Source organism: Thainema salinarum CENA647, assembly GCF_057732415.1.
In genome coordinates, this window is the sequence record NZ_JBYJZJ010000022.1 from 261107 (window position 1) to 273741 (window position 12635).

General features: G+C 49.5%; 13 protein-coding genes. 6 read left to right on the top strand and 7 right to left on the bottom strand.

Translation table 11 applies throughout. The features are described from left to right. Positions 1 to 66 precede the first annotated feature (66 nt). Positions 67 to 606 (bottom strand): pentapeptide repeat-containing protein, encoded by a 540-nt coding sequence (locus AC286M_RS07920; RefSeq protein WP_488203859.1) that lies wholly within the window; start codon positions 604 to 606, stop codon positions 67 to 69. Positions 607 to 871: 265 nt separating this feature from the next. Further along, on the bottom strand, positions 872 to 1903 hold the full coding sequence (locus AC286M_RS07925) for a Rieske 2Fe-2S domain-containing protein (protein WP_488203860.1): 1032 nt from the start codon (positions 1901 to 1903) through the stop codon (positions 872 to 874). A gap of 312 nt (positions 1904 to 2215) precedes the next feature. On the opposite strand from AC286M_RS07925, the gene AC286M_RS07930 reads away from it, so the two are divergent. The 4 genes from AC286M_RS07930 (at position 2216) to AC286M_RS07945 (ending at position 5745) form a co-directional block, all read left to right on the top strand. Further along, on the top strand, positions 2216 to 3103 hold the full coding sequence (locus AC286M_RS07930) for a nucleoside monophosphate kinase (protein ID WP_488203861.1): 888 nt from the start codon (positions 2216 to 2218) through the stop codon (positions 3101 to 3103). A gap of 233 nt (positions 3104 to 3336) precedes the next feature. Then, positions 3337 to 4290, top strand: a complete 954-nt coding sequence (locus tag AC286M_RS07935; protein WP_488203862.1) for a DUF1517 domain-containing protein — start codon at positions 3337 to 3339, stop codon at positions 4288 to 4290. A 175-nt stretch (positions 4291 to 4465) separates the two neighbouring features. Then, positions 4466 to 4669 (top strand): hypothetical protein, encoded by a 204-nt coding sequence (locus AC286M_RS07940; RefSeq protein WP_488203863.1) that lies wholly within the window; start codon positions 4466 to 4468, stop codon positions 4667 to 4669. 305 nt (positions 4670 to 4974) lie between these two features. Continuing rightward, entirely contained in the window at positions 4975 to 5745 is a 771-nt protein-coding gene (locus AC286M_RS07945; protein ID WP_488203864.1) for a dinitrogenase iron-molybdenum cofactor biosynthesis protein, read from the top strand. A 35-nt stretch (positions 5746 to 5780) separates the two neighbouring features. On the opposite strand, the gene AC286M_RS07950 is transcribed toward AC286M_RS07945, so the two are convergent. The 4 genes from AC286M_RS07950 to AC286M_RS07965 all read right to left on the bottom strand — a co-directional run bounded on the left by AC286M_RS07950 (position 5781) and on the right by AC286M_RS07965 (position 8677). After that, on the bottom strand, positions 5781 to 7049 hold the full coding sequence (locus AC286M_RS07950) for an NAD(P)/FAD-dependent oxidoreductase (protein ID WP_488203865.1): 1269 nt from the start codon (positions 7047 to 7049) through the stop codon (positions 5781 to 5783). Between the two features lie 79 nt (positions 7050 to 7128). Beyond that, positions 7129 to 7263, bottom strand: a complete 135-nt coding sequence (locus AC286M_RS07955) for a hypothetical protein (RefSeq protein ID WP_488203866.1) — start codon at positions 7261 to 7263, stop codon at positions 7129 to 7131. 27 nt (positions 7264 to 7290) lie between these two features. Next, complete coding sequence (locus tag AC286M_RS07960) at positions 7291 to 8205, bottom strand: hypothetical protein (protein WP_488203867.1); 915 nt, start codon at positions 8203 to 8205, stop codon at positions 7291 to 7293. A gap of 256 nt (positions 8206 to 8461) precedes the next feature. Continuing rightward, on the bottom strand, positions 8462 to 8677 hold the full coding sequence (locus AC286M_RS07965) for a helix-turn-helix domain-containing protein (RefSeq protein ID WP_488203868.1): 216 nt from the start codon (positions 8675 to 8677) through the stop codon (positions 8462 to 8464). Positions 8678 to 8767: 90 nt separating this feature from the next. Between AC286M_RS07965 and AC286M_RS07970 the strand changes: the two genes are divergently transcribed. Beyond that, positions 8768 to 9961 carry a DNA cytosine methyltransferase gene (locus AC286M_RS07970; protein WP_488203869.1) on the top strand — a complete coding sequence of 398 codons (1194 nt, stop codon included), beginning with the start codon at positions 8768 to 8770 and terminating at the stop codon, positions 9959 to 9961. Here the strand turns inward: AC286M_RS07970 and AC286M_RS07975 are convergent. After that, the gene (locus tag AC286M_RS07975; protein ID WP_488203870.1) at positions 9921 to 10448 is read right to left on the bottom strand and encodes a hypothetical protein; all 528 of its coding nucleotides are present in this window, start codon (positions 10446 to 10448) and stop codon (positions 9921 to 9923) included. The two genes, AC286M_RS07970 and AC286M_RS07975, sit on opposite strands and share 41 nt — an antisense overlap. Before the next feature lie 565 nt (positions 10449 to 11013). On the opposite strand from AC286M_RS07975, the gene AC286M_RS07980 reads away from it, so the two are divergent. Continuing rightward, positions 11014 to 12549, top strand: a complete 1536-nt coding sequence (locus AC286M_RS07980) for a phosphomannomutase/phosphoglucomutase (protein ID WP_488203871.1) — start codon at positions 11014 to 11016, stop codon at positions 12547 to 12549. The last annotated feature ends 86 nt before the right edge of the window (positions 12550 to 12635 follow it).

The following is a 12635-nucleotide window of genomic DNA, read 5'->3' on the forward strand; positions in this document are numbered from 1 at the left end:
TGCTCAATTTTGTTTAAAGCCGTAAGTTAATGGCTAAACCCGCCCTTACCAATTTGTAGACTGAATCTAGCGATATAGTTTGCCGTTGGGCAGAATTGTGTTGCGTAAATAGGCTGCGTCGAGGCTGACGCCGTTTAGTCGGGCTTCTTGAAGATTGGCTGAGTAGAGAATGGCACGCTGCAAATTGGCTTGGTCTAGATTGGCGTGGCGCAGATCGGCTTTATCTAAATCGGCAGCAGTTAGCTGGGCCGCAATCAGCTGTGCTTCTCGCAAATCCGCTTCATAGAAATCAGCATTGTCTAAGATCGTGTCGCTGAAATTGGCTTGAAAGCAGTCTGCTGCTCTCAGTTCGGCTCCACTTAAATCAGCTCCGCTCAGGTTAGCCTGTACTAGAGAAGCCCCAACCATCCGCGCTTCCGACAGATCCGCATTGCTCAGATCGGCATTGCGTAAATCCGTATCCGTGAGGCAAGCCCGCCGCAGACAGGCGTGACTGAGGGCAATACCGTAGAGGTCAAGCCGTCGCAGATCGGCTCCGGTTAAGTCCACTCCGCGAAAGTCCCGTTCGCCCTCAGTGTACCGTCGCGCTAGTTCTTCAATCTTCATGCAGTTGTGAATGTGGTTGTACCAACAGTCATCAAGGTTAAAAGCTGGGTTGGTTAAAGTGCGATTCTCTACGAGACGGCAAAGCCGAACGCACGCTTCACAACCTGATTTCCTCGATTAATATGAAGTCCGGTCGAAAACCTATAATTTATTTTTTGTGAAACGCTTGCGGAGAAAGCGTTTCACAAAAAATAAATTGGGTTCTTACACGCGGACTTCTATAAATTTACAAAACTATTAAGTTGACCAGCATCTTACCCCAAGTTCACCCGGACGACAATTTGCCCTCCGTTGGATATTGAGACTCAGTAGACCAGATCGACGGTTCAAGCTGATTGACATAGCGCATGTATTCAACAATCGGTTGGTCGATTTGCAGCAACGTGCGGGGAGCAAAATCAATATGGTCGTAGATTAGGCCATCTTCATCGCGCAGAAAATAGTAGGCCATCCGCGTTAGCCACAGCAGAAAACGGGTTTTCAGCTTGCCGAACCAACCTGGACGCTGAGCCGCGACGTAGATCGGCTGGATGCGGGTGCGGCCATTGGTCAGCGGCACGTAGGCGTAGATCATGTGCAGCGGCGGAATCCGCTTGACGCCTTTCATGATCGTCAGCAAGCCCAAACAGCTATTGGCATAGCGCATGGTGTAGCTGTAGCGCGAACCGAGAATAGCATGGGCAATCTTTTCGCGGCGGGTGGTGTGGGGAAACTGGCCGCTGAGGGTAAAGTCCAGCACCGTACCGGATGAGCTGGACACCAGATCCAACTGCATTTCGATATTCAGCTTGTGAACCGTCTGCAAATGCTGGGCATCAATGCCGTTCATCATGCAGATGTGGTGGTGACAGTTGCGCTCCAGGGGTTGATCGGGAATCGCGACGATAGTTTGCCCCTTTAGCTCATCAAACTCGGCTAATGGTTCAGGTGCGATCGCATCTGGATAGACCCAAATAAACCCATACTTTTCACTGGTGGCGTAACTCCGGATATGAGCCTGAGCAGGGATTTCCGGCTGACAGGGAATGTCGCAACAGTTGCCATGACCATCAAACGCCCAGTGATGAAAAAAGCAGCGAATGGTATTGCCATCTACCTGACCAATGCCCAAATCCGTTCCCATGTGGGGACAATGGGCATCTAAAGCACGTACCTGCTGATCATGGCCACGAAACAGCACAATCCGCTGACCGCAAAGATTGAGGGATTGAGCCTGACCAACGGCTAAAACTTGGCTGGGACAGGCGATATACCAACCTTTGGCGACGATGCTGGGATTGTTAAAGATGTTGACCATAGCATGGTGATAGCAAGGTGCGATCGCAAATTGCCAATTCTATATGCCAGTTCGAGGGCACAAGTGCGATCGGGCTACAAACAGCTTCTTCAATTTTCCTCGATCTTGGATGCACGGGTTCTAAATCTAAATCCCCAACACCCGCGTACCAGCCAAATCTAAAAGAATATGCACAAAAATCGCCGCTTCACGAATCTGTGAAACATACTGCTTAACTGTAGACACAGAGACACAACCCGTCCGTTTGCTGAATGCAGGATATCTCCGCATCCTTGTTACGCAATTGAGCAGAGCTATATAAGGGTCTAGTCCATGAAATTTAAGCAGTTCCTTTTATTGGGGCTTCCGGGTGTTGATGTTAAAGCCCAGGCAACTGAACTGGCTGAACGTTGGCATCTGCCCCACGTTTCAATGGGAGAGCTTGTTCGTGAGGCGATTGCTAAACAAACTGAGATTGGCCTCGAAGCATCCCCATCTGTAGAAGCAGAAGAGCTTGTGCCGGATGCGTTAGTGATGAAGCTGCTCCGGAGACGATTTGAGCAGCCCGATGTCATGTTAAACGGCTGGGTTCTGGATGGGTTTCCGCGTACGCTCACTCAGGCGCAGGCCTTCGACGAGCTGTTGACAAAGGTGGGGCTGCCCAACCCAACTGTGATTTACCTGCAGGCGATGTCAGGGCTGTTGATTAATCGGCTCTGGACTGAGAGGCCAGATGAATCCGTTCCTAAGATTCGCCGACGTTTAGTCCGTTACGAGGAAGAACTGACACCGCTACTGGAGTATTATCAACAGCGATCGCAACTGACAACCATCAACGGCACGCGACCCTTTGCCGAAGTCGCCAGTGATCTGTTCCGGCTCGGCTACGAAGAAACGGGTGCGGCTCAACTGATTAAAGATGAAGCCGAATTCGATTCCCTGCTGGCCAGAGAATCCATGCTGGTTGTCGATTGCATGGCATCCTGGTGCGGCTCTTGCAAACTGGTTACACCGCTCATTGATCAACTGGCAGATGCTTACCGCGATCAGGTCAAAGTGATGAAGATCGACTTCGATGCCAATCAGCAGATCCCGAAGCGATTTGGGCTGAAAGGCATGCCAGCGGTTATGTTTTTCAAAAACGGTGAACTAATTGAAACACTGACAGGAGTCAAACCCTATCAAGAATACAGCGCCACAGTCACCCGCTTTTTTGAGTAGCACTAGACTTGGCTCAAAAGCTTATGTCATATATCCAACCGAAAGCTGCTTTCTACACGATAAAAGCGCGATCGCACCTGTATCACACCGATATCGTGCGGTTTATCTTTATGCTTGTACGGTTTCCTACCCTTAAAATCTTGCAAAGCCGCACATAGGTCGAAATTGAACGCGGTACATTATAAATAAGCCCTGAATGTAACGTTCATTTAAGCCTCGGTCGGCAATTTCCTATGGTTAAAAAGATTTTTTCATTCATCAAACCGTTACTCAAACCCCTCGTAGCATTGGGTTTGGTTGCGGTACTCTTTTTCAGCACAGCCGATAGTGCTCTGGCTGCCCGTGGTGGCCGAGTCGGTGGCGGCAGCTTCCGTGCACCTTCTCGCTCTGCGCCGAGCCGCACCTATCGTCCACCTGCGGGTGGGGGCTACGGCTATCCCGGTGGTGGGTTTGGCTTTCCATTCATTTTCCCTCTCTTTGGCTTTGGCGGTGGCGGACTGTTTAGCCTGCTGATCATGTTTGCGATCGCAAGTTTCCTGATTCGCGCCTTCCGTCAGTTCACTAGCGGCGACGGCTACGACAGTGGATATGGCGGCACAGCCACAAATCCCAAAATCTCCGTTGCTAAGCTACAGGTTGGCTTACTCTCCGAAGCTCGTGGCCTACAGTCCGATCTAGAGCGTATTGCAATGTCTGCCGATACTTCCTCTTCTGAAGGTTTGGCCCAGGTACTGCAAGAAACCACGCTATCGCTTCTGCGTCATCCCGACTACTGGATGTATGCAGCGACGGATTCTGAACAAGCTCGGTTGGAATCGGCTGAAGCCAAGTTTAATCAAATGGTTCTAGCGGAGCGCAGCAAGTTCAGCGAAGAGGCCATCTCAAATGTCAACAACCAGTTGAAGCAAGCTGAAACCAAGGCTGCGCTACCGGGTGAAGGCGGCGAATTGGCTAAGCAAGCTCCCGGAGAATATATCGTTGCCACGGTGGTGGTTGGTGTTGAAGGTGATCTTAGCTTGCCCAAAGTAACCAACTCGCAAGATTTACGTCGGGCTATTAGCCAAATCGGCTCTGTCTCCAGCGATCGGCTCTTGGCATTGGAAGTCCTCTGGTCGCCTCAGGGAGAGGGCGATACCCTCACCTCTGATGATCTAATGGCTCAGTATCCGAATCTGGCGCTGGTTTAGCAGTCGCTTAACGATACAAATACAAGGGGCTCAATACGAATAAGAAGGGGGAAGGCGTTTGGCACCTTCCCCCTTCTTTATACAGAAGACTTTATCGAAAATTGTTTTGTAGCGCGGCTCCGCTGCGCTACAAAACAATTTCCAACCCCAAAAACTTTATTGGAAATAAAGTCTAGTGATTCCAGTTAAGAGTGGGAAAACGAGAGAGGAGAGTGCCTCAGGATGCGGCACTCTCCTCTCTCGTTCTTATCTAGAACCGCTATATCTCAGCGCGATCGCACTGGCAGCAGGACTGTTCAAGCGACTGCCAACTGTGCGATCGCATCACTCCAACAAGCAGCACTGCCGGAATCAGCCCCATCCCGAAGCGGAGCGCTGATGAAATGCTTGTTCCAATGTTGGTTCCAGTGTCATTAACCAGTGTCCTTAAAAATTTATTCAGCCACAGCATTTAGCAGCACTGGATACAGAATATCCGCTACAGATTTAGGTTGAATAAACAGAGAGAGTGCGTGAATCAGACACAAATAAAAGCACAAGTAAAAGAATTGCGATCGCAGGTCACATCTTCAGCCGCTGCGATTCTTCTACGCATCATAAGTTTTAGCGTAAATTTAACCAACTTTGGACAGCCAGCTTGGCTGTCTATTTGCTCAACTATTGCGCCAGTTTAGGCCAAAACAGATGCATCTGCGATCGCAGCCAATCATGCAGGAGTCAATCATGGTCAGTCAACCCATCACCGATGAAGTCGCATTGAGAATTGGTTTAGCGGCTAGAGCGCTGCCGGATATCTCAGTCCGAGATTTAATTGAAGCGCTGCAGTCAACTCTGAATGACGAGATCACCGAAGAGTCGCTGAGCAAGCTGACCGTCACTCAGCTCAAGCGCTCCTTTGGCAATATTTACGAAGTCGATGGCGAATGGGAAGGCGAAGACGCAGATAACCAAGATATTGCCGCCTTCAAAGACGCCGTACGCATTCTCTGGGGCGACATTGAACCGTGCGAGCAAACGCTACCGATTGTCCCCTATCAAGATGGCGACATGCCTAACTCGATTCGGGTGGCAGTGGCCTCCAATACGGCGGAGCAGCTGGACGGGCACTTTGGCTCGTGCCATCGCTTTTTGATTTATCAACTGTCTGTTGATGAAATTCGGTTGATTGATGTTCGTTCCGCTCTGGAAGCTGATTTGAGCGACAGCAAAAATCAGTTTCGCCTCGATTTAATTCGCGATTGTCCGGTGCTCTACGTTGTTTCCATCGGTGGCCCAGCGGCAGCCAAGGTGGTGCAGGCCAATATTTACCCGATGAAAGTCGAGGAAGGGGGCGACGCAAGAAATATCCTGACTAACTTACAGCACGCGATCGCAACTTCACCGCCGCCGTGGTTAGCCAAAATTTTGGGCATTGAAACCGAAAAGCGCGTGAAGAACTATCAGGCGCTGGCGTAATAGCGGTTCTAGGAATTAGCGCTATTGATATGGACTTACGACGCAAATAACCGACGGATAAAATTTCCTTCGTGCTCTCCCCCGGTGAGCATGCGATTCCAATAGACCCAAGGCAGCACATAGCGCTTCAGCATCCACATGCTGGATCGCTCTTGGGTTGGATCGAGTGGAAAACTGGGATAGGGATTGCCCTCGTAATCAAACTCGGCCAGGATCGTTTTGCCATAGCCCGTGATCAGCGGACAGCAGCTATAGCCGTTGTATCGTCCGGTTAATTCCGTTTGGGCCGCGTGAGCCAGCAGATTTTGCACAACCACTGGAGCTTCGCGCCGAATCGCCGCTGCGGTCTTAGACGTGGGTAGCGACGACGCATCGCCCAGGCTAAACACATTTGGATAGCGCACATGCTGCGTGGTGTACTTGTCTACATCCACCCAGCCCTGCTCATTCGCCAGCGGACTGTGCTTAATGAAATCCGGCGCACTCATCGGCGGCGTCACGTGAATCATGTCGTAGGACAATTCAACTTGCTCTGTCCCGCCTTCGCCCGTCACCTCAAATACGGCAATTTTGTCATCGGGACGAATCGCTGTCAGGTTGTGACTCGTCTTGAGCTGAATGTCCTTACGCTGCACGACTTCCATCAGAGCCGGCACAAACGCCGCCACCCCAAAAATCTTGCCCGTGGCGGTGCAGTAGCTAATCTGCGTATTCTGCCGCACCCCGTTACGCCGAAAAGTATCGTCGGCCAAGTACATAATCTTTTGCGGTGCGCCAGCGCACTTAATTGGGGTTGCCGGATAGGTAAACAGCGCATTGCCGCCCTTAAAGTTCTGAATCGTCTCCCAGGTGTAGGTTGCGCCTTCAATCGCGTAGTTGCTGCACACGCCGCCTTTCCCCAGGGCATCTTTGAGTCCTGCAACCCGATCCCAATCGAGCTGAATGCCTGGACAAACCACCAAGTAGCCGTAGTTGACCCGCGTACCATTCTGCGTCAGCAAGCTGTTGTTGTCTGGATCAAACTGCACGACGGCATCCTGTAGCCAAGCGGCTCCTTCTGGAATTTGCGCCTGTTCCAGCCGTACGGTTTCCTCAAATGTCATACAGCCGCCACCGACCAGCGTCCATCCGGGCTGGTAGTAGTGCTGATCAGACGGCTCGATGATGCAAACATCCAGCGATCGCTGCTGCTTGAGCAACTGAGCCGCCACTGTAATTCCGGCTGAGCCGCCGCCAACGATCACGATTTGATGGGTGCGGGATTGCTGATTTGAAGTTCCTACAGATGCTTGGGTCGCCGTCATGGATAAAGCTTGACTCTGGAATCGACATTTCAGCATTATCGGGGCTAATGCTTGTGGGCTCTGCCAGATTTACGAAAATCTATATATTCTCCAGTACGTAAAGTGCGATCGCGCTTTTCACACTCTGGAAAATCTGCGATCGCGCTTCGTTTTCTCGCCTTTCCTCTTTAGCCTCTTGATAGACTTGGATTCGTTGCAGCGTAATCCCTAGCATTGCTTCCACCTCCTATGGTTGGCACTATCATGGAAGTGGCATCCACTGGCCCTGGCTAGCTAGACGAAGATCAGTGCCCGTAATATTGGTGTGGTAGACCCACAGGGGTTGCTGTATCGGCGTACCGGAGATTATCTGATCGCCCAGGATTTGCACCGTCCACCCTGGACGGATACCAATGCCACAACTGGAGGCACCTTCACAAGTATTCAAACGGTGATCAAAGAAGCGAGCCTCGGCCCAGAACAGGCGCAAACTGGAGATGGGCATTCCAGCATCCTCTGCGGCTTGGGCAAGAATTCTCCGTTGTACGGCTTCTGATAAACTTTGCAACCCGTCAGGCTGGGGTGTCCAGGAACCAACTTCTGCTCCCTGTGGGATGTAGTAAACCAGGCGGAGTGGCTCGGAACGCTCCCCTCCCGCAACAACTACTCGCCACCCCGATACATCAATATCAGGACAAATGCCACGCATCGGGCGGGAGGGGCCAGAACCACTGCTACATTCGTTCCAGGTGACAGGTTCAATTGATTCAACCTGGACACTAATATTGGCTGGTGTATCTGAAGCTATCTCAGGCGTCAGTTCAGGGCTGTTGAACCGTTCCTGGGCATCCTGTATAACCGCATTGGTCAGCGCATTAGAGAGGCTATCCATGTCAATGTGCGATCGCATCTCTTCGGACACGTCTTGCATGGGAGATGCAACGGTGCGAATGTTATCAATGCGGTTTTGATCGTCTCGCTGAACGCTCCGTTTTCCAGTATTTGTAACGGAACGAGGTAATCCTATGCGCTCAAACATGACGGTTGGCTGGGAGGCCGCGATCGCTGGGCGTCCGCTGACGGAGGATGAGAACAAGAGCGTGAAAGGGATAAGACTACTGCTTGCGATCGCAACCGATAACCCAATTGCCCCATATATGAGTCGTTGAACCTGCATCACCACACATCCTTTAACAACCGATTGCCAGAGAATACAACTTGAACCTATTGCTACCGTAAACAGCAACGGTTGCTAAATGGTTATGGTTGCTAAAACTGCAACCACACAGCACCGCAAAACATCAAATTGCATTTTTAGAGCAAATCAGGCTAAAGAAGCCAAATAAAGCGCCGCACCTCCGCTTTTTAAAATTTTATGGTTATTCAAACGGGTTTGATTGAATCATGAAGCCAGCTACAGCATTTCAGCAATGTTATTCCGGCAAGTCCAACTCATCACGCATTAGTTGATCAGTAGTCACGCCAAAAGCATCTGCCACTCTAAGAATCATTTCAGCGTTAGGAACCTTCCTCCCCTTCTCCATTTGTGATACAAATGTATTGTGAACACTTAGCAAGTCACCTAGTTCTGTCAATGTCAAGCCCCGCCGCATCCTTAATTGGTATAGCTTTTCCCCAAATCGCCTCATAAATTTAGTTGACTCAGCAGTAAGGATGACGCTATGCTTTCATAGCAATGGCTATGAATTTACTCTTGTAAAGTTGGTAACGCAAGCACTATGCCTCTTTCTGTAATGAAAAACAAGGCTTTAGTGGGCGTAAGAGAGCCTGTAAGTCTTTATGGTCACCTAACATGTGCGGAGTACTTTGCAGGAATTGGTTTAGTCAGATTAGGACTAGAGCAAGTAGGTTGGAACGTTGTCTTTGCTAACGACTGGGCGCATAGCAAGTTTGAAATGTACTCAGCCCATTTTCAAGACGCAACTAAGCATTATAAGGTTCAAGATATTTTTTCCATTTGTCCTGCCGATATTCCTGACACAATACTTGCAACAGCATCATTTCCTTGTATTGATTTATCTTTGGCAGGTAATTTAGAAGGTATTGATGGACAGCATTCTAGTGCTTTTTGGGGATTTACCCAAATCCTTGATGGTCAAGTAAATAAGCCTAAGATTGTAATGCTGGAAAATGTAGCCGGATGGCTAACGTCAAATAGCGGGCAAGACTTCAGAATCACAATTCAAGAATTGAATCGGCTAGGGTATGTTTGTGATGTTTTTGCTGTTGATGCGGCTCATTTTGTACCTCAAAGCAGACCAAGAGTATTTGTTGTCGGAATGCAAGCATCTAACGCTAATCAGGATATATTCGTTTTCTCTAAGCGTTCTTCCTCACTTAAAACACAGGCGCTCGAAAAGGCAGTTATAACCAATCTTGATCTATGCTGGAATTTTTTGGATGTTCCATCACTGCCAGACAAGATAAAAGCTGACTTGAGCTTCATCATAGAAAACATTTCAGATGACGATGATCGCTGGTGGTCTGACAATGAGGTAAAGCGTCATCTAAATATGATGTCATCCATTAATCTCGAATACTTACAAGGACTACAGGAGCTATCAACATATTCATATTGCCCTATGTATAGGCGGGTTCGCGAAGGTAAGCAAAGGGCAGAACTGAGAAAAGATGGTCTTGCTGGTTGTCTCAGAACTGCCAGAGGTGGTAGCAGTCGGCAAATGCTTGTTCGAGTTGGACAAGGAACTATAAAAATGCGCCTCATGACACCTCGTGAGTATGCGAGGCTGCAAGGTGTTCCAGACAATTATCCACTTCCACTACAAACCAATCAAGCTTTGACAGGATTTGGCGATGCTGTTTGTGTACCTGTTATTGTCTGGATTGCTGAAAATATCTTGAATCCTTTAGCTAAGTCGTTTCAAGAAAATAGCGTAGTTCTCCACCAGTAATTTCTAGCAGTCGAACGCCTTGATTCCTAACAAAACCGTAAGTCACTGAACGTCGAAACCTTTGCCTGTCTGCGGCTTCATAGTTTTGAATGAGTTCGGGCAGCCACCTATCAAATATAGGAACCATTTTAGTACGCTCAACTAACCAAACTTCAACATTCATATAGACTTCACTTCTAGCGACGAAAATGTGATCTACATTCCTGTCGTCAGTTAGTTTATTTAGTCCACGATTTCTGTGGTATTGGTACTCAAAGCTACTTCCAATCGTGGCAGATTTTACTTCGTAGTTCACCAAATCTGCCCCATCGCCTCTTCTTGCTCTATCGTTCACTAAAATTGCCGCGAATACTTCCCAATCTTTTGAACCTACGCTACCTTGCAAGGAAAAGCCGTACTGCTCATAAATTTGGGCTTTATTGCGGCTGTAATCAAGGATAAATGTTCTGTAGAAAGAGTAAGCTTCTTGGACTTGAAGCGTTGGCACGTGAACCACCCTCACAAGTACTGCACGTCGAGGATGAGTATACGAAAGAATGTATCCCTACGCACAGAGCAGGCTGTATAACGGACGGAGTTGAACCGCAGCGCCGATGGTTATCGCCGTGCGGTTAACCGATGGCGTTGTCTGTTCCAACGCAGTGTTAAGTCGTAGCGGAACTAACTTCACATAGGGTTCCCAAGCCCTAACAGTAAACTGCTATTATTAATCCTGAATAGATTTTTAATCCGATACGATTTAACTATATATTCAACGTCAGATCTGATAGATAACATCCCTACATTCTGTGGTTATACGTCAGATCTGCGGGATAACACCTACTTTTTCAGGGTGTTATCCGTCAAATGTGATGGTTAATCCTAGAGATACGGGATGTTATCCGTCAAAAATGCTGATAACATCCCCGATACCGAAGTTATCAAGTATTTGCTACCATGCTGCGATCGCACTTCTTGCGCCTAACTCTGAATTAAGCCTAAAGCCTGCCGATTACGGAAAAAACTCGCGTTAGCCTGAGCAATGTAATGTTAGGTCTATCAGCGGAAAAGTCATGCCGACAGCAGCATCATTTGCGTGGAAACAGCTCCAGAACGGATCGGATATTCGCGGGGTCGCCTTGGAGGGTGTACCGGATGAAGCCGTAAACCTGACGCCGGACGTGGTTCGCACCCTGGGCAAAGCCTTCGTGAGCTGGCTCTCGCAAACCCTGGGCAAATCGCCTGCCGAACTCACCATCGCCATTGGTCGAGACAGTCGCCTCTCTGGGCCAGAGCTGATGCAAGCCGTGATGGAGGGAATTGCGGCCTGTGGTTGTCGGGTGTATGACTGTGCGATCGCATCTACACCTGCTATGTTCATGAGCACCGTCACGCCGGAGTATGACTGCGATGGCGGCATTATGATGACCGCGAGTCACCTCCCGTTTAACCGCAACGGACTGAAGTTTTTCACCAAGAACGGTGGTTTAGACAAGCAAAACATTAGCGATATTTTGGCGCTGGCGGAGCAAGGTGAGTTTGCCGCAGCCGAAACTCCCGGTGAAATTGAGGCGCGTGACTTTATTTCCGTCTACGCTGACCAACTGGTGCAGATGATTCGCAAAGCGGTGAACCATCCCGAGCATTTTGACCAACCGCTGCAAGGGCTGAAGGTAATTGTTGACGCAGGCAATGGTGCGGGTGGTTTCTATGCCAGCAAAGTCCTCGCGCCCCTGGGAGCAGATACGACGGGTAGCCAGTTTCTAGAACCGGATGGCTCATTTCCCAACCATGTGCCGAATCCTGAAAATAAGGAAGCGATGACCTCAATTTGTCAGGCGGTGATTGACAACCAAGCTGACTTTGGCATTATTTTTGATACCGACGTGGATCGGGGGGCAGCGGTGGATCACCAAGGTCGGGAGCTGAACCGGAATCGGCTGATTGCCCTGATATCTGCGATCGCACTTCAGGAGCATCCCGGCAGCACAGTCGTGACCGATTCCATCACCTCGGACGGATTAATGCAGTTTATCGAAGAGGATCTGGGCGGCGTGCATCACCGTTTCAAGCGGGGCTACAAGAACGTGATCAACGAGGCGATTCGCTTAAATGAAGCCGGACAAGAATCCTGGCTGGCGATTGAAACCTCTGGTCACGGAGCCATGAAGGAAAATTACTTTCTGGATGATGGCGCGTATCTGGTCAGTAAGCTGCTGGTTGAGCTGGCCAAGTCGAAGCTGGAGGGTAAAACGCTGACGGATTTGATTGCCAATTTGCAGGAACCAGTGGAGAGTGAAGAATTCCGGCTCAAAATCAAGGCGGATGACTTCAAGGCGTATGGCAACGCGGTGATTGAGCGACTGAAAGACTTTGCTGCCGCGCAGGACGGCTGGCAGGTTGTGCCAAATAATTACGAAGGCGTGCGGGTTACTTGTCAGTCGGCTGAGGAAAACGGCTGGTTTTTGCTGCGCCTTTCGCTGCACGATCCGGTGATGCCGCTGAACATTGAGTCGAATGTGGCAGGCGGCGTAGATGCGATTAAAGAACGACTGATGGATTTCTTTCAGCCGTTGAATGAATTAGATTTGGCAGCGCTGCAATCGTAAGGATTGTGCATCAATGAGTTCGATATTGGTTAGGAGCGGGTTTAGTAGACCAATCTGCTCCTTGTCATAGAGTTGACGGCAAAAAC